The organism is Pseudoalteromonas maris (assembly GCF_049257235.1).
In the GTDB taxonomy this organism is placed as follows: domain Bacteria; phylum Pseudomonadota; class Gammaproteobacteria; order Enterobacterales; family Alteromonadaceae; genus Pseudoalteromonas.
The window spans coordinates 34,865-59,314 of the sequence record NZ_JBMMUF010000003.1; the positions used below are offsets into that span (position 1 = coordinate 34,865).

A 24,450-nucleotide genomic window follows, 5' to 3' on the forward strand; every position below is an offset into this window, starting at 1 on the left:
TGCCTCATCCCACCAAGTAGGTACCAGTGCCAAACGCGATTTGGACGCCTTGGTCATTGTGCAATTCCATGCGGCATACGCACACCTTGTTGCCAGAACGAATAAGCACCGCACTCGCACTAAAGCGCTCTCCTTTGCCGGGTCGCAAATAATCAGTACGCAAGTCGATTGTGCCCAACGTCGAGAGTCGACTCATTAATGTATGCTGTTGCTCATCAGTAGTTTTATCTACTACCGAAGCCGCCGCGAGTAACCCACCAACGGTATCGAGCAACGTAGAAATTACCCCACCATGCAAAATACGCTGTTGTGGATTGCCAACTAATTGCTCACTCCAAGGCATAGATATTTTCGCGGTATCACCGCTAAGTTCGATAATCGAAATATTAAGCAATATATTAAAGGGCATTTTGGTAAATACGTGGGCTAATTGCTGATATGCGAGTGCTTTGTCCATAATGTCACAGTGAACTGGTAAGATGAGTCAATCCTAGCCTGATATTTGTTTTAACGCAAAGTCCGTCGGTTTATGTTATCAAGTGCAGACAAGGCCAACAAAAGCCTCTAAAATAGCCCGCCATGAGCAGTGTATCCGCATTATTTAACGAGCAAACACCTGAGCAAATTTTGCAGCAGGTTTTTGGTTACAGCCAATTCAGAGAGGGCCAACAGCAAGTTATTAATGCTGTGTTGGGGGCTCAAGATGCGCTGGTTTTAATGCCTACTGGCGGTGGTAAATCTCTATGTTATCAGGTGCCTGCTTTGCTCCTAAATGGCGTTACCCTAGTAATCTCGCCATTGATATCCTTGATGCAAGATCAAGTTGCCCAACTTAATGCACAAGGCGTCAAAGCTGCGTATATCAATAATTCGCTCACACCACAACAGCAGCACCTCGTCTATCAACAATTGCATGACGGCCAAATAAAGCTCTTATATGTGGCCCCTGAAAAAGCGCTGCAATATGAGTTTTTGGAACGTCTAAGCCATTTGCAATTGAGTTTAATTGCCGTTGATGAGGCCCATTGTGTGTCGCATTGGGGTCATGATTTTCGCCCTCACTACTTTCGCTTACGCGAACTAAAGCAGCGCTTTGCACACGTACCAATGATGGCGCTGACCGCTACCGCAGATAGCGCAACCCGAGTGGATATCGTAAATCAGTTAGGACTGCGCTCGCCGCATGTACATATTGGCAGTTTTGATCGGCCCAATATTCGCTATACGCTTGAAGAGAAGTTCAAACCCTTTACCCAGCTTTTGCGCTACTTACGCAGTCAAAGTGGGCAAAGTGGCATTATTTACTGCACAAGTCGAAAACGCGTTGACGATCTTGCGCAAAAGCTCAGTGAATCCGGGTTCAATGTCGCGGGTTACCATGCCGGAATGACCAATGACTCGCGCCATTTTGTGCATAATGCATTCGCCAAAGATGACATTCAAATTGTCGTTGCTACTGTCGCCTTTGGCATGGGTATCAATAAGCCCAATGTGCGCTTTGTGGTGCATTACGACATTCCTAAAAACATCGAGTCTTACTATCAAGAAACTGGCCGCGCTGGGCGCGATGGTTTAGCTGCAGAAGCAATTATGTATTTTGACCCTGCTGACATCCCGCGAGTACGCCGTTTTTTTGAAGACATTGACGATGAGCAGCGTCGCCTCGTAGAAGAGCAACGCTTCAATGCCATGGCAAACTTTGCCCAAGCACAAACTTGCCGTCGCCAAATTTTGCTTAATTATTTTAGTGAATACCAACGAGAGTCATGCGGTAACTGTGATATCTGCCTTAATCCACCGCAGCAATTTGACGGTACCACTGTGGCACAGCAAGCATTATCCTGCGTCTATCGCGCGGGTCAGCGTTTTGGTTTAGGTTACATTGTTGAGGTCTTGCGCGGAGCCAACACGCAACGTATTCGCGATATGGATCATCATAATCTCAGTACCTATGGCATTGGCAAAGATCACAGCAGTGAGTATTGGCTAAGCATTTTACGTCAACTTGTGCATCATGGGCTGCTGCATCAAGACATCACGCAAGGTTCAGTACTGCGACTCACAGAAGCTGCGCGACCCGTATTAAAGGGTGAATATCAGCTCAAACTTGCTGAGCCTCGTCTACAGGCCAAGCATGTTTATCAAGATAAGCTTGCTCAATTTAACTATGACAAAAAGCTCTTTGCTAAGCTGCGGGCGTTAAGAAAGCAGCTAGCTGACGAGGATGATGTACCACCTTATGTGGTATTCAATGACCGTACGCTTGCGGAGATGGCGCAGCTAATGCCAACCAATGACACCGAGTTCTTAAAGGTATCGGGGGTAGGCTTTACCAAACTCACTAAGTACGGCGGTGCATTTATGACACTCATCCGTAATTATTTGTCAGCGGAATGAGTCTCATCACCTTGTTCTGAGCGGTGAGCGACTCCGTAATAATTCGCAAGTTGATCGATTTCTTGCTGAGTCAACGTCGCGGCCATCGCTGACATTATTCCGTGCCGGCGTTTTCGTGTTTTATAATCCATTAACTGCTGGCGTAAATAGGCACGGTGCTGCCCTTTCAAGTGCGGTGTGTTGTCAGCGGTGGCAATGCCATCTAAACCGTGACAACTTTGACATCGTTTTGCGAGCTGCTCATTTGCAAGGCTGGGAAAAGCCAGCAAAACAAAAACTAAATATATATATTTCATAAACATAGAGAGTTAATTAACGTGACTACCTTAAGTCTAGACCGAGATCATTTCATCATCATTATTACACCCGATGTAATGCCGGATGCTGACGAGTTTGACTTTTGGAGCAGCATTTTCCTTGCTAAAAACGATATAACGCTTGGCGATTTTGAGCAAGGTGCAGACAGACATATGCAACGCTTCTATTTCCAACAACAGCCTTTTGAGCTGCACTATGAATATTATGGTGACAATATTTGGATAGCGCCCAGCGGTGTTGAGTCGCAACAATTGCTCGAAAAATTATCTAGGTATTTAAGGGAAAGATGATTCGATGTACAGTAGACTTAAGATAAACACCAACATCAAAAGACCGCATCTGAATGAAGCAACTGCTTGTATCCATAGGAATTTTAACCATAGCAATGGGGCAAGCTTATGCCGCGGGTAGCGGCTGCATCAATCCGACACAAGCAAATCAAGAGCAGTCCTTACTATCGCGTCAGCTAACAGATACTCAGCCTCTTCCCGAGGCAGATACCACCAGCTATATTCGCTCAATTCGTTTTGTGCAAAACAACATTTTCGATACCGACAAACCCGAAGAAAACAATTGGCTTTTTCGTCTAGCCAACGATATGCACATAATGACCGACCAACAAGTGCTGCAAAACATTCTATTGTTTGCACAAGAAGATCCATACAACCCTGAGCTTTTGCGCGAGTCGGAACGCTTATTACGTGAACAAGAATACCTGTACGATGCACGCATATACGCGTTTAAGTATTGTGATGGCAGTGTTGATGTTACCGTTGAAACCAAAGAGTTGTGGACCTTACTTCCTGAAATTAGCTTCAGTCGCAGCGGTGGCGACAACCGTTCAACCATAGGGTTTCGCGACAGCAACTTCTTAGGCTGGGGCAAACGTATCTCCTTAGCACGTACTAATGATGGCGATCGCACCGGCTATGAATTTATTTATGCCGACCCAAACGTACTGGGTAGTCGCTATCGCAGCCGTATTGAATATGCCGATAACGATGATGGCGAGCGCCACTGGGTGTCGTTGTCTTACCCGTTTTTCTCGTTGGCCACTCCCACCAGCTATGGCTTCTCTAATGGCAGCAATCGACGAGTAGAAAGGCTCTATGACAAAGGTGAAGAGATCAGCGAGTTCTCCCAACACACCACGCAGAGCAGCTTATTTTACGGGCGCTCGAGTTCACCTGCTGATGATTGGACACGACGTATCGTTGTGGGTTATCACTACCAAAAAGAACGTTTTTATGAGTTGGATAACACCAATCTACCGCTTGCAAAGCAACGCGTGTTTTCTTATCCCTATGTCAGCGTCAATTGGTTACAAGATGAATATGTCAAAGTACATAACATCGATTCCATAACACGCACAGAGGATCTTAATTTAGGATGGCAAATCAATACCTTGCTGGGCTACTCACCAGAGTCTTTAAGTGATGATATCAGCCGATATATTATCAAACTCAACGTCAGCCGCAGTCATTACATCAATCAAAATAGCCTGTGGCGTTGGCAAGTAGGTATTAATGGCGCAGTGCTTGAACAAGACCTTAAAGCCGAAAACTTAATGCTCTCTACCCAAGCGGAATACTTTTACAACAGTGATAGCGATGAATCTTGGTACGTTAAAGTTAACTTAGATGGCGCTCAAGGTCTGACGGCAGATAAACAACTCACCCTCGGGGGTGATACGGGCTTGCGAGGTTATCCAAGTGATTACCAACAAGGTGATCGCAGGGCGCTGGTGAGCATCGAAAAGCGCTACTATTGGGAATATAACCTGTGGCAATTATTTCGCGTTGGTGGTGCGGCCTTTTACGATGGCGGTCAAGCATGGCAAAACAGCAATGACTCCTCGACTCACTTTCGCCAAAATGTAGGCTTAGGTTTGCGCCTTGCGCCAAGTCGCGCTAACGCGGGTACGGTTATTCACTTTGACGTTGCTCGCCCCATTAATCGCCCTGATGACGTTGATTCATTACAGTGGCTTATCACCGTAAAAAATTCTTTCTAAGCCTTACAATCAGTTGGTTAGCGTGTTTTTGTATGCTATACAGCATGCTTCAGATAAACACCTTCATTGATTAGGATTCACTGTGTCGTTCGTAGACATCATTACCGACAACTACAAATGGGCCATCACCCTTACAACCATTATTCTGTTTCCTATTTTTGCGCGGTTACTGGTCAAACTGTTCAATAAAACCATACGCGGAAGGGTAGACCCACACCGTAAGCAAAGAGCACAGTTTCTGTTAAAACTATTACTCGCCTTTGTATTAACCTGTGTGCTGCTGGTGTTTTGGGGCATTGAGCTGCGTGGTTTGCTGGTTATCGGTTCGAGCCTTTTCGCGATGCTCGGTGTAGCGCTATTTGCTGGTTGGTCACTGCTGTCTAATCTGACATCTTTCCTATTGATGTTTGTGCAAAACGATTGCCGCGTTGGCTATTGGGTAAAAGTGATTGATGGTGCCAACTTTATCGAGGGACGGATTGTAGAGATGGGCTTTATGAATGTGGTGTTGGAGCATATCGACGGCCACAAGGTACTCTATCCTAACAACTTATTTGTGACCCGCCCGGTGATGGTGCTAAACAAACCACCACAAAAAGCCAAACCTATTCGCAAGATAATCGGACCAAAAAAATAAGCGCTCAAAGCGCTTATTTTCATTTAAGTCATAGAGCTTTAGTTATTGAGCTCAGCGGTCTTTAACTCATCATCTAGGTCACTAATTTCATCGATGAAATGCTCAAGCTGTTGCTCCACAAGGCTGTTTGCGTGAGCAAAATAGGCAAGATGGAATACCGCGTCCCCTTCATTAACCAATGGCAATGTTTGCTGGCCGATAACGATACCACTGCGTGGTGCCACCATTTCGCACTCAGAGCTGCCCAATGGGCTGCTGATATACGCTAAAACCTGTCCTTTCATCACCCGCTCGCCAAGGGAAACTTGAGCGCGAATAATGCCGTCGATGTCTGCTCTTATCCAACTTGTGGCGCTGGCAATCACCGGCTCTGGTTGTTTACGTGTGCGCTTTCCGCGCAACATGCGCAATTTACGCATTACATTTTCAACGCCCTGCACACCCGCGGCAATAGCTATCGGGTCAAAGCGTAGCGCTTCACCCGCTTCGTAGGTGATCACGGGAATACCCCGTTCTGCTGCTTCCGAGCGTAACGAGCCATTACGTAAAGATGCATTAATCACCGCTGGAGTACCAAACGCATTGGCTATCTTAGCCGTCTCATCGCTACTTAAATCAGCGCGAATTTGCGGTAAGTTCGTGCGATGAATTGCGCCTGTATGCAAATCAATAATGTGACTACACAGCACAGCTACTTCGTTAAAAAACGTATGCGCCATGCGTCCGGCGACAGAACCACGAATTGAGCCTGGGAAGCTGCGGTTGAGATCCCGCCTATCAGGCAAATAACGGGACTTGTGAATAAAGCCAAACACATTAACAACGGGCACCGCTATTAAGGTTCCACGGAGCTTGTTGGCATCGATTTTAGCGAGTGTTTGTCGCACAATTTCAATGCCGTTTAGCTCATCTCCGTGAATCGCTGCACAGACCAATAAAGTGGGGCCCGGCTCCACACCATGCACCACCTCGAAGTTAATCGTCAATGGTGAGTGGGTGTAGAGCTTTGCAGCTTCTAATTCAAACTCACGACGCTCCCCGGGGGCTACTTGCTCAGAGAGTATCGTAAAAGGTGAATTTTTCTTAGCCCTTGCCACGTGTGCGTGTCCTTTTCGCTTTTGCGTTCTTCTCGATAAATTGAATAATCATGCTCGCGATATCCTTACCGGTTGCTACTTCGATACCTTCTAGGCCTGGCGACGAGTTTACTTCCATCACCAAAGGTCCACGCTCTGAGCGCAGCAAGTCAACACCTGCAACATTCAAGCCCATTGCTTTAGCTGCGGCAACGGCTGTTTTACGCTCTTCTGGGGTAATACGCACGAGGCTTGCACTGCCACCGCGGTGCAAATTAGAGCGAAATTCACCTTCTTGCGCTTGACGCTTCATCGCTGCAATTACCTTGTCACCAATTACGAAACAGCGAATATCTGCACCGCCTGCTTCTTTGATGTACTCTTGCACCATGATGTTGGCTTTTAAGCCCATGAAAGCTTCAATAACACTTTCTGCAGCTTTGCGCGTCTCAGCAAGCACCACACCAATACCTTGCGTGCCTTCTAGGAGCTTAATTACTACCGGAGCGCCACCTACCATTTCCAGTAAGTCTTTAACATCATCTGGTTTTGATGCAAAGCCTGTTACTGGCATACCTACGCCTTTGCGTGATAGTAATTGTAATGAGCGCAGTTTGTCTCGTGAGCGAGTAATAGCAACTGATTCATTTACAGGGTAAACACCCATCATTTCAAACTGACGTAAAACCGAGCAGCCATAAAATGTTACTGACGCGCCGATGCGAGGGATAATCGCATTGAAGCCCTCTAGCTTTTCACCTTTATAGTGTATTTCAGGTTCATCGGAGTTAATGTTCATATAGCAACGAAGTGCATCTAACACCTGTACTTCATGTCCACGAGCCTGCGCTGCCTCAATTAAGCGACGAGTTGAATATAGGTTTTTATTGCGCGATAAAATACCGATTTTCATAGTTATCCTTTTAACTTTGTCTGGTGTGATAGTACAGGATCTACAACGATCCTGCCTTCCATTGCGGTGCGTCCAAGTAACATACGAAACTTCATTGTATCGCGATTAGTTAGGGTAGCTTCAATCGGCCATTGCTGAGCATTGATACTCAGTGTGGTCTCAATCACATAACGCATTTCTTTGTGGCCACCTGAATCAGTCACAGTGCGCTCATCTTTTACTTTAGCTTCGCACACCAGCTCTGTATCTGAGTCATCTTGGTTTGGGTGCACCCAAAACCTGACCCATTGCTCACCATCTTTGTCAAAAGGATCAACCTTGAATGCATGCACACATGAAGTACGCGCACCTGTATCCACTTTTGCTTTAATTTGCTCGATGCCTAAGTCTGGTAAAGCGACCCACTCGCGCCAACCCACTAGTATTTTATTATTCATAATGGCTACCGGATCAGTGCTCCTTATTGAGGAGCAGTTGTCAAAAAACCGCTTTATACGGTAATTCACCACAAAGGGAAGTGAATTAAATTACTCGCGTCGATTAATTTAATTAATTGATCTCTACGAAGTTGTAGTCAAGGATAGAGGAAATACACACGAATAAAAAGTGAATACGATAATGAGCGCACTAATTCATGCCTTAGTACTTGATGGCCGCGGCGGGATAAGCAAACAACTCACCAGTGCAGAACAAATTAGTACCTGGAATCGTGAAGACGGCACCTTATGGCTACACCTAGATTATCAACTTGACGATGCAAAAGCGTTTCTTGATGCTGCGCAACTGAGTGACTTTTCAAAGCAGGCACTCATGGCGGGTGAAACGCGCCCTCGTGTTGTGTCTGATGCTCAGGCGAGCTTGATGTTTTTACGTGGCGTAAACCTTAATCCTGAGCAAACTCCTGACGACATGGTCTCAATTCGTTTGTGCGTGCAAGAACACCTGATTGTTTCAACACGTCATCGTCGTCTTCTTTCGGTTAGCGCGCTTGCTGAGTCTCTGCGACAAGGCAAGGGCCCAAGTGATACCTCATCATTGATTTGCCAGCTGTGTGAAAATCTCACCTCGCGCATGCAAGATGTGATTGATAACTTAGAAGATAAAATGGATGAGTTTGAAGACATTGTCGACAGCACTCCCAAAGCGTATGACCACAATGCACTGTCGCAAGTTCGCCGCCAAACGATTGGTCTAAAACGTTACATTCGCCCACAAAAAGAGGCTTTGAGAGCCTTACTCAACGAGCGACCTCATTGGCTCAAAGAAAGCGATGTAGCCCGCGTCAGAGAAACCACCAACCACCTGGTACGTTACTTAGAAGAGCTGGATTTGAACATTGAGCGCGCGCAAATTATTCAACAAGAAGTCGCCAGCCAAGTCTCTGAGCAGCTAAACGCTCGCATGTATGTCATGTCGGTTGTTGCCGCTCTATTCTTGCCTCTTGGCTTTCTCACCGGCCTGTTGGGAGTGAACATTGGGGGGATCCCAGGCACTGAGTCAGATGTTGCATTCCCCTTGTTTGTTATCGCCTTGGTTGTATTAACGGGCGGCATAGCCGTTTATTTCAAACTCAAAAAGTGGCTATGAGTTTAGGTGGCCTTTGCCACTTGCGCTAACAGCATAAAAGCCGCGGCAATGACACCGCGGCTTTTGTACACTGTAGACGTGCGAAGTGACGCGCCAAATATGTCACTGTATCGGTGTTGCCTCCGGGGTTATCACGAACATCTATGATTAACTGCTGAATGTTTTGTTTGCGAATAGTGGCGAACGTGTGATCGATAAATTGGCTAAACTCTTCGATGGGCACATCAAAATGCGCAAGATAGATAAACCCCACTTCATCAGATAACTGCAAATAATAATGTGCTTTGTCTGCACTTTGATGAGTCGATTCACTCGCTACAGGCCAGCTATATTGAGGGTTAATCGATATGCTTTGAATACCATTTGGCGATGAGATTTCTACATTAAACGTGTCTAGCCAACCATAACTAGCCCACAATGATGTACCGAATCTCATGGCCACCGAATGTCGACGTAACAGCTCGGTTTCACCCCCAGCATAACTCATCAACTTTGCAACAATGGTCTCACTATCGACACCATTAATGGACTTTATCTCGCTAAGGCGCGGCACTTGTGTACTGTTAAGTCGATAGCTGTGTTTTATTTGCAAGCGACCGTCATTGGTAATAAGCACCGCAAGCGGAAATTTTTTATGCCCTGCATCGAGTGCCTTGTTAAGTTCTTGGTATGGCCACAATAAAAAGGAATGCCCGTCTTGAAAATACGGTGACAATTGACCAACAACTCGGTAGAACTCTGTGCGCGTAAGAGGGTGGGTAATGCCGGATTTGAGTTGCGCAGCTTTGTCTTTTAGTAATCTGAGCTCCGCGTACTCTTGTATATCGGGGTGGCGGCTAATCGCACCATCAACAAATGCATCGATATCCTCTCGCATCTGCTCCACAGAGAACTTTTGCACCATCAGCTGCTCATTCTCAAGGGGTGGGAATATCTCTAAATGGCTTTGCTGGCAGCCTGCAACTGATAACAAAGCGACCAGCAAAGGAATGATCTTATTCATGTAATTAATCTCACACTGTGATTGATGACACGAGGGTAACAATACAAGTGTGAAGTTTTTGTCGTGATCAACGTATAAATGCACTCGCCGTATACTACTCTTAAATACATTGCGACCATGATTGAATACTCTGTAGTGCACAAATGCGAATTCGCGACTTTCTATACACACACCTCAAAAAAGCGGATTTTCACGAGCGCACGCTAGCATTCAAGTTAAGTTCTGCTGCCATACTCGTTAGCAGTTTTGCGTTAAACGCAAACACGCAACCTAAGCAAAACGTCACTGTTATCGCAGTCGAATACCCTCCTTTTACTACTGCCTTACAAGAATCAAATGGGGTTGCTTTTGAGTTGTTGCGCTCGGCGTTAAAGCAGGCACCAATAGAGTTATCGGCTGATATTGTTCCTCCTGCACGAGCACAACGAACGATTGCGCAAGGGGATTGGTGCGCGAGCTTCTACCCTCCCAAACAAGGTGATTTGGGCAGTGACTTTGTGCCACTCGGAGAGACCATCGACATAACCCTTGTGTCGGCTACTTTGCAACCTAATTTTAAACTCTATGGTGGAGTGCCATTCACCAATAAAAAAGTGGCTGTGCTCAGGCCCTCCAAAGAAGGAGAGTTGCACCAGCAACTGATTCAACGCGGGTTAGAATTAGTGTTTGTAGAATCCATATATCAAGGGTTAGAGATGCTCAAAAAGGGCAGAGTGAATTTTGCAATGGGGGATAAGTATAGCGTTGCATCATACCAACAGAATATGGATCCAACCCTAGAGGTGGCGCTTGCGGACGCACCGTTAATGTCCATGCCAATTGGTATTTTTGTGAATAAAGATTGCGAGACATACTCGGTGCTAAAGCTGCACCTTGATGCAGGCAACTAAAGAGTCTTTAATGGCGTCACGCTGATTGCACTGTGCCATAACACAATGATGGCGAGGACATTTGCACGCGATTTCGACCATTGTGTTTTGCTTCATACAAGGCGTAGTCAGCCCTCTCTATGGCGCCTTGCCAATTGTCATCATGTGATGAATTAGTACTGATACCAATGCTCACAGTAATCTGGATTTCTTCTTCGTTAGATACAGCGATGGTGCACTGAGATATGGCCTCCCTCAGACGTTCTGCTAAGATAATTGCGCCATCACAATCAGTTTTCAAAGCCACCAATAAAAACTCTTCACCACCCATTCTAAAGACCGAGTCTTGCTCTCGGATATACCCTGTTACGACTGACGATATGCGCTGTAGCACTTTATCCCCAACATGATGGCCATATTCATCATTAACTTTTTTAAAGTGATCAACATCAATCATGATAAACGCCAGCCTTAGGTTTTCTCGCTTGGCAAAGTTATACGCCTTAGAAACAAATGGAACGAGAGCATTGCGATTAAAAAACCCAGTTAAGTTATCGGTCACGGCCATCGCTTTGAGTTTTTGTTCACTAAACCAAAAATTGGTGAATATCAGCGATACGGTCAACAAGAAATAATATGAAGAAAGAAGAAAGTTACCAATATATACAAAGCCTTCTTTTATATACTCAATGCCCCCATCGCCTTGAGCCATCGATATAAATCTCAGGATATAAAGCACCAGAAACATAAAAACACTTAAAATCAAGGGTAATAACCCCCTAAACTCCTTAGATCGTAGGTGCTTCGCGAGCACTGTCAGAGCTGCAAGGTTTATGACAATAACGACAGGAGAAAGGATTAGCACTCTAAGCTGCGCTGAAGCAACGACAGCTGGAACAAATTGTATTGCCACAACAATTATAGAGAGTGCAACCACAGCAAAGTAGCCAGATTGATGCCCCATCAGGCGCAGACAGCCTTTTAAAATAAGTGCATGACCTATAATAAAAAAAGCATTGAGAAACACAGTTACGGTTGGCTGTGCCATTGCGTGATACTGATCAAACACCGCTAGGGTGCTCGCCACCGAAAAGGCAGCACCAGCAAAAGCCCAATCTAGCGTATGTTTTTGACTAGAGTCAAAAATGTAGTCTGACACCATGGTCAGGGTCATGATCGCACTGGAAATAACGATCATGATGAGGATGGTAAACTGATCCATGCAGCTTGTTCTCCTTGCTAGTGCCTAGCTCTAACCTACAAGCTGCTGAAACACGTATAAACTGGAAGCACTCTAAACCATTATTCTCCCGCTTCCCCTACCTCACTGAGCGGATAAAATCGTCGCAAAATTGACATGAAATTTATATCAACCCGATATATAAAAAAGTAAAAAAAGCGAAAAAAGTCAAACAAAAGGGGGGATTTTAGCTGCAGCTAGGTGAATAAACAGTCGGATGTCATCTATTCCTCATTGCAATGAGACGCTCACCAACAAGCAGTTCGCTAATGATGCTTTCGATATGAGAGTGACTAGAGAATACGCAACAATACACATACATGTTAATACTGGCGCTCCCGCCAGGGATCGAACCTGGAACTTGGCCTCCGGAGGGCCACGTGATATCCATTTCACCACGAGAGCATGAAGTCGTCAGGACAACGACCTGTGTATAGTAATGAGATAACCCGCTAAATACTAGCCCTACTGATTCTTATGGCGATTATTTCAACAGCTTTCATTAGGGCGTGATTTCCAAGGGGACATATTAGTTCAACATTCAGGCTAAATATGCATCAATTCATCCCTTTTTAAGGTAAAAACCTTAAAAAGCGCACAAATACACATAAAAATTACAAAATTACGACACAAAGTTAACTAAAAGCATCTAGCGAATGAATGAAAATTCTATATAATTGCATCAAAATTCACTTAAGCGCTTTTTGAGTACCTAAGTATTCATTGCCAGTAATGAGCACGCTCCATTAGCTTGGTGGTCACATCAGCACAACATTGAGCGCTCTGTATGAGTGAAATGCATACTTAGAAAATTTTCATCTATCTTTTTTTGCACGAAAATTCACGATTTATCGGCAAAAAAGCATAGAAAAGCAAACTAAGTGCATATAAATATTTTTACCCATTTCAAGGGGTTGCAAACACAAAGTTAACGTGTTTCATATATGCAATACAACTTTGCTACATATACATTACAGGGTCATCGGACAATGAAAACATTTAAGCCTACGCTCGTTGCTGCGGCAATTGCCAGTAGCTTCTTTAATACTGCTGTTGCAGAAGAAGCGGCAACAGAAGCCAAAAAAGAAAAGTCTTTAGAAGTTATTCAAATCACGGCAACTCGCCGTAGTGGCTCTGCACAAGAGGCACCTTTGAATATCACGGCTATGGACTCAGATGTGATGAAAGATCAGAACATCGCCCAACTCGAAGATGTTGCGCGCTGGGTGCCAGGTTTAACCATCACAGATCAGGGTGGTCGTGAAGGCTCGCCTATCATTGTTCGTGGCCTTAATACTAACTCATCAGAACGCGCTTCAGACAGCGGTACAGTTGCCACGTACTTAGGTGAAATCCCACTGAACATCAACCTACGTTTAACTGACGTTCAACGCGTAGAGGTTTTGATTGGCCCGCAAGGTACGTTGTATGGCGCTGGTACGTTAGGTGGCGCGATTCGCTACATGCTTAACGAGCCTGTACTTGATATGACTGAAGGCCAAATCACTGGCGACTTATTCTCGTTGTCGCAAAGTGACGGCATGGGTGGCGAAGCAGGTTTTGTGTTCAATACGCCGCTTATCGAAGATGAATTAGCGGTTCGTGCTAGCGTTAATCACTACCACAACCCAGGTTACCTTGATTATAACTTTGTTGTGCGTGAGCCGGGTGTGTCATTACCTGACCCTGATTGGTCAAATGCCGATGACGTTGCAGCCAACATCAAACAAGTTGAAGATGCCAATGATGAAGACATCACCACTGCACGTATCTCGTTACGCTGGGCTCCTAACGAGACGTTTGAAGGCACGCTGAATTACTTCTATCAAAAGCAAGAGCACGGCGGTAACTCAATTACTCAATATGGCTCTATTAGCCCACAAAATCCAATGCATGATCTCGTGGGTAAATACGACTCAGCATACCGTGTAGAAGAGCCAAATGAGCAAACAGATGAATTATTAAGCCTAGAGCTAAAAGCTGACTTGGGTTTTGCTGAGTTAGTCTCTGCTTCTGGTTGGTCAACCTACGAGCAGCAAGGGCAGCGTGACCAAACTGATCTTCTTTACGATATCTGGAGTGGCTATGCCGCGTTCCCTGCATTTGTGGGCTACACCAACGACACCAGCGATCAAGACAGCTTCACTCAAGAACTACGTTTAGTATCAAGCAGTGACGGTCCATGGAACTGGATAGTAGGTGGTTACTACAACAAATTTGAAAGCAAGTCAGACGATCGCGAGTACGCACCAAACTTTGATCTATTCGATTACGGCTCTGATGTTCCAAACATCGAAGACGACTTAGAATACATTGCCCTATCTCAGTCTGAGACAACGGAAAAGGCCTTGTTTGGTGAAGTGGGCTATGCATTTAATGATCAACTTACTGTAACGCTTGGTGCGCGTTTCTATGAGTATGAAATTGAATCTAAATCAGGTTCAGCTACACCACTTTATGACGTGTACGACGATGTTTTATATTCAACAGTGCAAGATATTGCGCTTGAGCCAACGTCAGCAGAAGATGACGGTAGCCTATTTAAGCTCAATGCCAACTACACTTTTGATAATGGTGTTGTGACCTATTTCACTATTAGTGAAGGCTTCCGTATCGGTGGTAGTAACGGTTTAGAGTCATGCCCTGATGTATTACCAGATCAGCAAATTGTCTGCGCACTCCCTAATGAGTTAGCTTATACACCAGATACAACGACCAACTATGAGCTAGGTATTAAATCAACGTGGTTGGGCAACAAGCTTCATTTCAACGCGGCATTATTTAGCGTTGACTGGGATGATGCACAAATCCAATCAACTACCGTAAACGGTCAAGAGATCATTACCTCAAATGCGGGCTCTGCACGCTCTCAAGGTGTTGAACTATCTACACGTGCGCTTATTGGTGACAACTGGACCATGTATGCAACCTACTCATATGCGAAAGCTGAGTTAACTGAAGATGCGCCATTCTTATTCGATGTAATCAAAGAAGAAGACGGCTTCAGCGCGCAAGAAGTCGCAGTAATGCAACCATACTATGACGGTGCTGACGGCGATCGCCTACCGGGTGCGCCTGAACATCAGGCCTCTATGGGTATCGGTTATGAGCAAGAAGTATTTGGTGATAAATACCTGAACATTAACTATGGTATTACCGCTCAAAGCGACGTCTACACTAAAGTGGGTCTAAAAGCAGATGGTGAAGTGTTGCCAGGTTATGCGCTAAGCAACTTATCAGCACAAATCTCAGGTGATATGTGGAGTGCAACTGTATACGTGAACAACTTATTCGATAAGTATGCGTTTACATCAACACGCCGTGATAAGTCATGGGCTGGTGATGCACGATTTGAAGCGAAAAACCGCGAGTTACCGGAGCTACAACGTGTATATGGTCACTACATCACTACACCGCGTACCATTGGTGTGAAGTTTACATACAACTTTGAACTGTAAATACAACACGCACAAAAAGGGCAGCATTCGCTGCCCTTTTTACTTTACTCACCTAAGCGTTTTATTATCTTGGTAAATCATTCGCACTTTGTTAATCACTCATACACTTATGACAACACCCACGCTCGTTAATGACATCCATCGCTTATTGGCACAAGGCCAACTACAGCAGGCACATCATCGTTTAGTGCAGGCACTGCAACATGCACCAAACGATCACCTAGCTTGGTCTTTGCTGGCGCAGGTTAATATGCAAGCGGGGGATTTACACAAAGCACTGAAGGTCATTGATAAAGCACTGAGCCTATCGCAACAATCTGATTACCATGTTGCCAAAGCAAAATACCTGTATTTACTGGGTGATGTGAGTGGTTGCCAATGCATATTGGCCCAGTTAGAGAGCGATACTTTTGACGATGCCATCATCTTGGATACCCTTGCAAATCTGCATACTCGCCTAGGCCACTATGAAACGGCTCATCAATACCAACTTAACGCGTTGGAACATGAGCCAAAGAACGCTGACATTCTAGTCAATAGCGCCATAAGTCACACCATTGTAGGTCAACAAGAACAGGCGATTGCGCTGCTGCACAAAGCCTTAGATAAGGATCCTGCTCACCATCGCGCGCACTACATATTGGCGCAACAAAGTAACACTGAAGATGCACCTGCTCACATAAAGCAACTTAGTGCGCTACTAACGCGCCCTGCCTCGCCTTTAGCACAACAACACTTGCTACACGCAAAAGCGCTGGAACACGAGAAACTTGAAGAATTTCATGAAGCATTTATTGCTTTTGAACACAGTAAAAAGGCGCAAGATGGGCGTGTACAGTTTGATGCCAAAAGGCACCATGATTTCTGCCAAGACATCATGACACTTCCTGTATTATCAGCTACTAAAGAGCGCGCACAACCCGTTTTTATTGCTGGCATGCCGCGCTCTGGCACCACATTGCTGGATAAAATTGCATGTCAAAGTACACAACTTGCTTCTATGGGGGAGCTCAACGATATTGCCCAGTTAGTGAAACAAATAAGTAATGTACAAGGAGGGGGCATTGTCTCAACGCAGATACTTCAAAGCGCCGCACACGCTAACTTAACTCATCTCGCTGACGCATACTTGCAACGCTACAACCAACTCAAAGGTGCCTGTGAGCGTGGCTGTGACAAACAACCATTCAATTTCTATTACATTGATTTTATTGTGGCGGCATTTCCGCACGCCAAGATTGTGTTGATGCTGCGCGATAAAGAGGATACGTGCATCGCCAATATGCGCCAGCTTTATCAAGTACAAAGCCCATTTCATCATTACGCTTTTGACTTAAGCAATATCCAAGCATTTTACGATGACTATGTCATGCTGGCATCGCACTTCGCCAACAAATACCCTCACAATGTCGTGATTCAACGCTATGAGCAATTGGCCATGCAAGGTGAACCAGTGATCCGCACGCTGTACGACTTTTGCGCGCTTCCTTGGCAAAATGATAGCTTGGCGTTTTACACCACAGCGAGTGCCTGCGCAACAGCCAGTAAACTACAAATACGCCAACCGCTAAATACCCGCTCGATTGGCTTCTGGCAGCATTACAAAGCACAATACGAACAATATTGAGCGTTAAATTTCACTTTAAAATTACGGTGTAACTCTTTTTAAAACAGATAATTGTAGAATTATTCTTTTGTATTATCTGTGACAATGGGGCTAAGATGGGCTTTAATTAAAACTTATGATCACCCGTGGAGCCCAACAATGGATTTAATGACCTCAGAACAAGTCGCTGAATTTCTTGGTGTAAAAATAGAACGCGTAAAACGCTTAGCGCGCGAAAGCCTACTCATTGCCAAAAGCCAAGATGATAACGGCGACCCCATGTTTGAGAAAACTGACGTAGAGAAATACAAAGAACTCGCACAGCGACTCGGAGGTATTTAACCGAGCAACTTATCCAGCTGAGCTTTAGCTCCTGCAACACGCTGCTGTACGCCCTGACGTTCGTACCAAAAGTAGTTTAATGCCGCCACAAGCTTCTGCATGGCTTTGAATTTTTGCCAATTTCCAGTGAGCTTGATGGCATTAAAGTAATGACTAAAAAATACCTGTTGCTCACGCGCTGACAACTCAAAACTCAAAGTCAGCATAGCTAAATCAAAATACCTATCGGAAAGCTGCGCATATTCAAAGTCTATAAAGTGCCACTGTTGGCGATGACTGATCACATTTTCTTTAATCAGATCGTTGTGGCAAAAACACCAATCTTCTTTTAGCGTGCGAGTCTGCTGCACAACGCTTTCAAGCTGCGCAGCGTAATCTTGATAAAAGGCCTCATTGCGATATTGATGAAGTTCGTAGTGTAAATCCAAGCGTTCGGTATTAGCCTGATAACGGTGAATTTGTACTAATTTTGTCACTGCTTGATGGTGATCGAATTGTGTCGCCATGGTGCCGGGCAAATAGTCGAATATGGCCACCGGATGTGCCGCATCCACATAAAACGGCTCTGGGCACACGCCCAATTTTGCTAATGCATGCTGGGCCTTAATTGCAGCATCTGGAAGTGCGCGACCGTAAAGCTTCACCAATAATATTCTATCGGGTGTATCAACCCGGTAATTTTCATTACTCACCCCTTGGGGCAAGAAGGTGATTTGATTGATCTGAATATCTGGCGCAAAAGCCGCGACTAATTCACGAATGCGCCCTACAGACTCAGGCATAGACTTCTTTCTCATCCATCCTAAGTTGGTATTGCTCTTTCCAACGCACGTAACCGGCGATGGCCATAACGGTATAAAACACAAATAACACGACCGTTGGGTAATACCCTTTTGCGATATACAGATATATCGACGCGGCATCTATAACAACCCAGTACAACCAGTTTTCTAGCACTTTCTGGGCGACTAAGTAGGTTGTAACCACCGCAAAACATGTGGTTAAACTATCGAGATAGGCATAATCTGCATGAGTGTAGTTATCCATAACGTAGCCAATAACCAATGACACCAAGGTAGTTACACCAATCAACCACACATGGCTATTTATGCTGTATGTGGTAATGCCCTGCTCTTGCACCCGCTGTTTACCATAACGCCAAGCCCACCAGCCATAGACAGCCATACCCATATAATAAAAGTGCAGTACCGACTCCATCAGCAGCGCGCCGTTGTAGTACATTACGGTATATATGAATGTGCTAAGAAAAGCAGCTGGCCAACACCATAGGTTTTCGCGCATTGCCAATAGCAAATAAGCCATAGACAGTAATACCGCGAGGTATTCCCATCCCGACATAGCTGAAAAACCCGATAAAATGGTGTGGATCGTTTCCATGAGTCGATTACTGCCTATGCATCTGCAGGTGAAAGGTCGCCGTGTAAGAACTTACACACAAATACCGCTTTGCCGAATTGCTCGTACGAGCGTTTCATTTCCCGAGATAACACCGCCATCACCAAATCGTAGTCACCAAATATTTGTGTCGACATGGTATTAGTTATGACTTTGAGACCTTCATGAGCATTGAGCCTATCAATAAAGTCTTTGATAAATGGGATGTAATCTTGGTGCAGGGGATACTTACTTATCTCAACTGACAATTTCATATTGATACTGTGCTCAGGAACAAAATTGGCGGTATTGTAACCTGAACCGAGGTATTGCCAAACTCTCAACGGCTAATTTTCATAAATTTGAAACGCCAATGTACGTCAAAGGGCAATAAAGGGGCTGCTCAGCGCATGAAAAAAGCCCCTAAAAAGGGGCTTTACTCTCACTTTAGTGTTGTATTACAACAGTATTTATTATGCGCGTGAGCGACGAGCTAACATCATGCCAACTAGGCCTAGCAACATGAAGATGCCAGTACTACCGCTTGATGACTTTTTAGCTTCAGGCTCAGGCGTTACAACTACAGGATACTGACAGCTGCCATCATCTGTATTTGCATTCGCGTCGTAGTTTGTCGCTGATGCATCAGTACAGCCGTACTCAATACCATCAGATACAACGTTCAGCATAAATGTTTGTGATACCGCGTCTGAGTTATACGCTTTGTCACGCACCGTCACTGTTACCTCAGTTGCACCGTGGAAGTGCTCGTTCGGGATCAGGTTGAATGACATGCCGTCGATCTCAGCAGTGATATTATCACCCGTTACTAATAGCTCGTTTGGTGACTGATCAGCATCGAGTACAGACACTTCGATACCGTCGATGCGACCATTTTCGTCTACTTCCATGTCGTCCATTGCAGCCATTTTCAGGTTGCCTTTAACGTCAAGGTTGTGAGTCATAGTGTGCATCTCATCACCAAAGTTGTAAGCCAGAGCGATATCTGATGATGTACCAGCCATCTCTGGGTTTACAGTTGCTTTAAATGAGAACTCAACTTCACTTTGCTCAGGACCAACATAATCAAAACAGATCACTAGGTCATCGCGTAGTACTTTACCCAAGTCGTTGTAGCCAACAACATTGTGTAGTGCGCCGTCTTTGAAGCCCGCACGTGTTGAGTATATGCTGTCACCGCCTTCGATGAAGATAGCACCGTCGTCAACATTTGCGCCAAGGTTGTCATAAGCGTAGATAACTTCGAACTTACCTTCGTGGTCATCAATACCACTGCGTAGGATCACCTCGTAGTCGAACGTTTCACCGGTGTTCTTATCTGTCACGTTATCGAATTCCATGAACAGTAAGTCACCTAAGTCTGGACGCTCTTCTGCATACTGAGATGCAATAGTTAGACCTGTTGGATCATATGGGTCGCGCTTGTAAGCAACTTCAAATGTACCGCGCCAGAATGGTGCCAATGCCTCAACAAGGAAACCTGGACCACGGTGTTGGCTCATAATCCACCAAAGTGGTGTGAACTGCATTGCACCTGTTGGGTGTAGACGTACTTCGTTGTTGTTTACTTGGTTGTAAACTTCAAACTTTGCGCCTTGCTTGTAGAATAACCAATCAATTGGCACATCAAAGTATTCACGTGATCCACCTTCATACCAAGATGCCATAGGCTGTAGACGGAACTCACCGTGCAAGTCAATGTAACCACCTGTTGAGTACTCATCAATCATCGGTGTTTTACAGCTTGCGTCTGTGATGTTGTTGGTCACGATGTAATCACGTTTAACGTTACGCGTTGCATCCTGAGTGCCATTTAGCATTAGCTTGTTACCTTCAACCTTGATCATCTCAGCAACCGCTTCGTTGTTCGAGGTCATAGTTTCAGGCCAAACTTGCATACCTTCAGGAATAGTAAGTTCAAAGTTAAAGTCACGAGGTTTAGACTCGTAGTTCGCTTTGAGCTTAACATTAACGTCAATCACGTCCATCGCGCGCGCTGCGTCTTGGCTCACATTTAGCGTCAGTGCTTGCGCGTCACGAGTGAAGTTAACCGACGTAAATCCTAGAGTGCCTTCTGCACCTGGCGCATTACCAAGGGCGAAACCACCATAGTACACATCGCCTAGCTCAGACTCTGGCATATCCCAGTTGATTGCGATTTCATAATTACCATTGCCACTGTGTGCCTCTGGTGCTGATACTGTGAAATCACCTGAGTAATCATCAGAAATAACAGCGTAGTGCGTCACTGTGTCGTACGTCACGTCACGAGGTGCACCAAGTGCTGCTGTCGCGAACCAATATTGGCCTGGCTCTGGGTCGATGATATTACAGAAGTTATCTTCTACGCTGCTTGATGAGTAACATACCATCTCAGCGTTAAGCGCTTTAATAAGGGCTTGTGGATCCTCTGCAATCTCTTCATCAGTAACCATGAATGAACCGCTTTCATCGGCATCGTAGCCCAGAATAAGGTGCGCTTTTTTCACCTGCCAACGCGGCTCAACAAGGCTACCAAGGTCTGATGTTTGCTCAGTAGAAGCAACCTTAACCATCAAACGCTTAGTCCCTTCAGGAACAGTGATTGATTCCACGTTCCACGCGCTTTCAACACGGTCCTTAGTCACATAAGGGCTTACACCGAGTACTTCTGCTTCAACTTCAGTTGGTTTAACCAAACCATAATAAGTTGGCGTGAATTCACTGTAGCTGTCTGTATTTACCACGATAGATTCAGACGCTTTATCGCGCGCCATATCAATGTCTACAGACTGTGGAAGCTCATCCAGTGTGTTCTTAGCAACCATAGTGAAGTGTGCATCAGGTGAATGACCTTCAACGTTTTTGAATACAACTTTACCGTTGAACCATGTGTCTTTATTCAGCGTGTTATTCCACGCTGCACCTGGCTCTGAAGGCTCAACATTGTGTTCAATGATGTTTGGCAGCTTCATCGTTACCATCACATCTTGTGTTTCACCGGCTTGTAGCGTGAAGTTACTTGGTGTTACAACGACTTCAACACCTGCACTTTGCTCTTCACCTTGTACGCCCCAACCGAAGCCAGAAACGTCCCATGAACCATCTTTTGTCGCTTTTACGGTACGCATCCAGCTACATTCAAGTTCACAGTCTTGGTTTACCAACGAAGGTAGGTTTAACCATTCAACCAAACCACCATTACGTGGGTTAGCATCTTCATAATTCTCAATGGTTTCATCCATTATCAGGCCTGCATTTGCAGCCTGAGCAACATCGATAGAACCACCACCTGCCATAAAGTTGAAGTAAGGGTCTAAGGTCGCATATCCGTTAAAGATGCTTACCTTATTAGCGGTCATCATCAACGCAGATTGAATCTCTGCAGGCGTCCACGTTGGGTGCATTTGCATCATCAGCGTCATCGCACCGGTTACATGTGGTGCAGCCATTGATGTACCACTCATAAACGTCCAATCAGAAGGCGCTGGATTATTTGTAAACGGCTGGTCGTCCGCATTGGCAGCATAAATATCAACACCTGGCGCAGTCACATCTGGCACTAGGTTATTGATATAACGGCTTGGTCCCATTGAGCTGAACAAGGCAAGTAGGTTGCCTTTTTCTTCATCAAACCCATAGGTATTGACCGGCTCACCAATAGTCGCAATAGCTTCGCCTACAGGGTTCGCGTTCACCCAGTTGCGAATTGAATAACGCGCGCTTGCAGGTAAATGAATACCAGGGATCACGTAGTTATCCGCAACGATGTTATCGCTATAACTAGTGTTTTGTAGAATGAAACCACCCGCACCACCAGCTGCAACGTTTTCAGCTTTGGCAACACGCGCGATATCGCCGCGTTCACACACCACGATTTGGTCTGATGTGAATGTACCAGCAGGGAACGGAACATTACAGCTTGCTGCGTTATAGCTGTCATTCGGGTTTGGATCTGGGAAGTTCTCAGCCAGTACTACAGGACCTGTAATACCACCGGCAAAGCTCTTACCTTGATACTCACCCGCAAAAGGTGCTCGCGTACCTTGGAAGTTATTAATAACTTTCGAACCTAAGTCCATTACACGGTCGTGAGTAGATGCGCCTACAGTGGTTACCCAAGGTGACGAATGATCTGCTGAGAAGTAATAAGGACCTGAGTTACCTGCCGCAGCGGCCACTGAGATACCCGCTTTACGGGCGCTCAAAAATGCCAACTCCATCGGATCTTCCCATGGGAATGACTCACCACCACCAATTGAGAAGTTAATCGCATCAACACCGTCAGCAATTGCATCTTCGAACGCTGATAGAATTGCTGATTCAGGACATCCAGCATAAAGGTCACCAGAGCGACCAGCCCAACACACCTGATAAGAAATAACGTGCGCTCGCGGTGCTACACCACTGGTTTTTTCAAAGTTGAATGGTAAGTCAACACCATCACTCGTTACTTCACCTGTGGTTGTTTGCAACGGCGTGTTCATCACTGTGTTACCTGCAGCTGTGCTTGCAGTGTGTGAACCGTGGCCGTTGTAGTCTTCACCATTTTCAGGACGAAGGTTACGATAACCAAATCTAAAATCGCGGTTAGCAGCGGTGATTTCTGGGTAAGAACGCACACCAATGAGCTTGTCATTACACAGTTCAGGCTCTTCGACACAGTCACCTACGAAGTTGCCAGCGCCGAACGGGTTAGTTTTTGCGTATTCTTCATCACCCGCGAAAGCGATGTGGTCGGTGTTGATACCGGTATCGATGATACCAACCACCATACCTTCACCTTTCACACTCAGTGTCGAAGCTGGAACTTCACCATTCCAAAGAGCGTCGGCACCAATGAACTCTGGACCACGGTCTGTGCGAAGTTCAAAAATACGGTTCTCAGTGATGCGTTTAACACCTTTTTGCTTGGCTAAGATCATCGCGTCTTGTTGTGTCATTTCAACAATCATTGCGTTGTTAGCAAGCGTTAGGTGCTGCTTCATCTCGATGCTTGCGCCGTTAGCGGCTGCATTACCAAGTACTTTATTTTGCTGGTCTTTTAGGTAACGGCTGTAGCTTCGAACTTCTGGCGCTTTCACGTTCAATGGCGTGCGACCAACGTATGTGCGTGTTGTTTGCAACGCAGTTGGTGCATAACCTTGGACGTCACCTTGGTAGTTTACTACCGCATCATCTTGCAGCTGTACAATATAGGTATGCTTGCCTGTGACACCTTCTTTAGGAGTGAATACATTTTTTGGCAAGTTACTTTGATACTGACGGTTTAGTTGACCTACTGAACCAAAAAGTGTTTGTGCTTTAGACTCTTTGTAGTTAGCGAGGTCTTCACCTGTAAATGTAGGGGTATAAAAATTGCCGCCCGGCGCTTTTTCAAAGCCCGGCTGTGCAGATGCTGCTCCCCCAGCAACATACATCGCAGTTAGCATCGCAATAGTACTTTTGCGACCTAATGCTTTTATTTGAGTTTTCTTGTTAGACATTATGCTATCCCTTGATAAGGTTCGAGCGTAAATCGCTCGGCCCAAGAGATTACTTTGCTGTATATAAAGAAAACAATATGTAAACTAGAGCTCACACTCCATTAACACA

The 24,450-nt window shown here is 45.4% G+C and carries 20 protein-coding genes and 1 tRNA gene; 9 read left to right on the forward strand and 12 right to left on the reverse strand.

Translation table 11 applies throughout. The features are described from left to right. Window positions 1–4 precede the first annotated feature (4 nt). A complete protein-coding gene (locus tag AAEU32_RS05085) occupies window positions 5–457 on the reverse strand; it encodes a thioesterase family protein (RefSeq protein ID WP_421969447.1) in 453 nt (150 codons plus the stop codon). Window positions 458–579: 122 nt separating this feature from the next. On the opposite strand from AAEU32_RS05085, the gene recQ reads away from it, so the two are divergent. After that, window positions 580–2,397, forward strand: coding sequence for a DNA helicase RecQ (gene recQ / locus AAEU32_RS05090; protein WP_421969448.1), 1,818 nt, complete (start codon window positions 580–582; stop codon window positions 2,395–2,397). On the opposite strand, the gene AAEU32_RS05095 is transcribed toward recQ, so the two are convergent. After that, on the reverse strand, window positions 2,379–2,666 hold the full coding sequence (locus tag AAEU32_RS05095; protein WP_421969449.1) for a c-type cytochrome: 288 nt from the start codon (window positions 2,664–2,666) through the stop codon (window positions 2,379–2,381). The genes recQ and AAEU32_RS05095 overlap by 19 nt on opposite strands. Window positions 2,667–2,714: 48 nt before the next feature. Between AAEU32_RS05095 and AAEU32_RS05100 the strand changes: the two genes are divergently transcribed. The 3 genes from AAEU32_RS05100 (at window position 2,715) to AAEU32_RS05110 (ending at window position 5,366) form a co-directional block, all read left to right on the forward strand. Continuing rightward, the gene (locus AAEU32_RS05100; RefSeq protein WP_421969450.1) at window positions 2,715–3,005 is read left to right on the forward strand and encodes a DUF3630 family protein; all 291 of its coding nucleotides are present in this window, start codon (window positions 2,715–2,717) and stop codon (window positions 3,003–3,005) included. Between the two features lie 53 nt (window positions 3,006–3,058). Then, window positions 3,059–4,729, forward strand: a complete 1,671-nt coding sequence (locus AAEU32_RS05105) for a BamA/TamA family outer membrane protein (protein ID WP_421969451.1) — start codon at window positions 3,059–3,061, stop codon at window positions 4,727–4,729. Between the two features lie 124 nt (window positions 4,730–4,853). Then, a complete protein-coding gene (locus tag AAEU32_RS05110) occupies window positions 4,854–5,366 on the forward strand; it encodes a mechanosensitive ion channel domain-containing protein (RefSeq protein ID WP_421969791.1) in 513 nt (170 codons plus the stop codon). 38 nt (window positions 5,367–5,404) lie between these two features. Here AAEU32_RS05110 and AAEU32_RS05115 read toward each other — a convergent pair whose 3' ends face one another. Genes AAEU32_RS05115 through AAEU32_RS05125 form a run of 3 tightly spaced genes read right to left on the reverse strand, consistent with a single transcriptional unit; the run spans window position 5,405 to window position 7,792 of the window. Further along, window positions 5,405–6,463: a succinylglutamate desuccinylase/aspartoacylase family protein gene (locus AAEU32_RS05115; protein WP_421969452.1), complete on the reverse strand. Its 1,059-nt coding sequence runs from the start codon at window positions 6,461–6,463 to the stop codon at window positions 5,405–5,407. Continuing rightward, a complete protein-coding gene (rimK, locus tag AAEU32_RS05120) occupies window positions 6,450–7,355 on the reverse strand; it encodes a 30S ribosomal protein S6--L-glutamate ligase (protein ID WP_421969453.1) in 906 nt (301 codons plus the stop codon). The genes AAEU32_RS05115 and rimK overlap by 14 nt, the downstream gene beginning before the upstream one ends. A 2-nt stretch (window positions 7,356–7,357) precedes the next feature. Beyond that, on the reverse strand, window positions 7,358–7,792 hold the full coding sequence (locus tag AAEU32_RS05125; protein ID WP_421969454.1) for an ATP-dependent zinc protease family protein: 435 nt from the start codon (window positions 7,790–7,792) through the stop codon (window positions 7,358–7,360). A 178-nt stretch (window positions 7,793–7,970) separates the two neighbouring features. On the opposite strand from AAEU32_RS05125, the gene AAEU32_RS05130 reads away from it, so the two are divergent. Further along, window positions 7,971–8,942 carry a zinc transporter ZntB gene (locus AAEU32_RS05130; RefSeq protein ID WP_421969792.1) on the forward strand — a complete coding sequence of 324 codons (972 nt, stop codon included), beginning with the start codon at window positions 7,971–7,973 and terminating at the stop codon, window positions 8,940–8,942. A gap of 25 nt (window positions 8,943–8,967) precedes the next feature. On the opposite strand, the gene AAEU32_RS05135 is transcribed toward AAEU32_RS05130, so the two are convergent. Then, a complete protein-coding gene (locus AAEU32_RS05135) occupies window positions 8,968–9,945 on the reverse strand; it encodes a S41 family peptidase (RefSeq protein WP_421969455.1) in 978 nt (325 codons plus the stop codon). A 143-nt stretch (window positions 9,946–10,088) separates the two neighbouring features. On the opposite strand from AAEU32_RS05135, the gene AAEU32_RS05140 reads away from it, so the two are divergent. Continuing rightward, window positions 10,089–10,835 (forward strand): transporter substrate-binding domain-containing protein, encoded by a 747-nt coding sequence (locus tag AAEU32_RS05140; RefSeq protein ID WP_421969456.1) that lies wholly within the window; start codon window positions 10,089–10,091, stop codon window positions 10,833–10,835. A 16-nt stretch (window positions 10,836–10,851) separates the two neighbouring features. On the opposite strand, the gene AAEU32_RS05145 is transcribed toward AAEU32_RS05140, so the two are convergent. Beyond that, entirely contained in the window at window positions 10,852–12,036 is a 1,185-nt protein-coding gene (locus AAEU32_RS05145) for a GGDEF domain-containing protein (RefSeq protein ID WP_421969457.1), read from the reverse strand. Window positions 12,037–12,384: 348 nt separating this feature from the next. Continuing rightward, window positions 12,385–12,459 (reverse strand) — tRNA-Arg (locus AAEU32_RS05150). A gap of 584 nt (window positions 12,460–13,043) precedes the next feature. On the opposite strand from AAEU32_RS05150, the gene AAEU32_RS05155 reads away from it, so the two are divergent. The 3 genes from AAEU32_RS05155 to AAEU32_RS05165 all read left to right on the forward strand — a co-directional run bounded on the left by AAEU32_RS05155 (window position 13,044) and on the right by AAEU32_RS05165 (window position 17,460). Then, window positions 13,044–15,512, forward strand: a complete 2,469-nt coding sequence (locus AAEU32_RS05155; protein ID WP_421969458.1) for a TonB-dependent receptor — start codon at window positions 13,044–13,046, stop codon at window positions 15,510–15,512. Window positions 15,513–15,621: 109 nt separating this feature from the next. Next, window positions 15,622–17,139 (forward strand): tetratricopeptide repeat-containing sulfotransferase family protein, encoded by a 1,518-nt coding sequence (locus AAEU32_RS05160; RefSeq protein WP_421969459.1) that lies wholly within the window; start codon window positions 15,622–15,624, stop codon window positions 17,137–17,139. Between the two features lie 138 nt (window positions 17,140–17,277). Further along, window positions 17,278–17,460, forward strand: a complete 183-nt coding sequence (locus AAEU32_RS05165; RefSeq protein WP_421969460.1) for a helix-turn-helix domain-containing protein — start codon at window positions 17,278–17,280, stop codon at window positions 17,458–17,460. On the opposite strand, the gene AAEU32_RS05170 is transcribed toward AAEU32_RS05165, so the two are convergent. The 4 genes from AAEU32_RS05170 to AAEU32_RS05185 all read right to left on the reverse strand — a co-directional run bounded on the left by AAEU32_RS05170 (window position 17,457) and on the right by AAEU32_RS05185 (window position 24,341). Then, window positions 17,457–18,242: a phosphotransferase gene (locus AAEU32_RS05170; RefSeq protein ID WP_421969461.1), complete on the reverse strand. Its 786-nt coding sequence runs from the start codon at window positions 18,240–18,242 to the stop codon at window positions 17,457–17,459. The genes AAEU32_RS05165 and AAEU32_RS05170 overlap by 4 nt on opposite strands. Then, on the reverse strand, window positions 18,235–18,858 hold the full coding sequence (gene pnuC, locus AAEU32_RS05175; protein WP_421969462.1) for a nicotinamide riboside transporter PnuC: 624 nt from the start codon (window positions 18,856–18,858) through the stop codon (window positions 18,235–18,237). Before pnuC ends, AAEU32_RS05170 begins: the two co-directional genes overlap by 8 nt. 14 nt (window positions 18,859–18,872) lie before the next feature. Next, the gene (locus AAEU32_RS05180) at window positions 18,873–19,130 is read right to left on the reverse strand and encodes a hypothetical protein (RefSeq protein ID WP_421969793.1); all 258 of its coding nucleotides are present in this window, start codon (window positions 19,128–19,130) and stop codon (window positions 18,873–18,875) included. A 198-nt stretch (window positions 19,131–19,328) separates the two neighbouring features. Continuing rightward, window positions 19,329–24,341 (reverse strand): S8 family serine peptidase, encoded by a 5,013-nt coding sequence (locus tag AAEU32_RS05185; protein ID WP_421969463.1) that lies wholly within the window; start codon window positions 24,339–24,341, stop codon window positions 19,329–19,331. Between the last annotated feature and the right edge of the window lie 109 nt (window positions 24,342–24,450).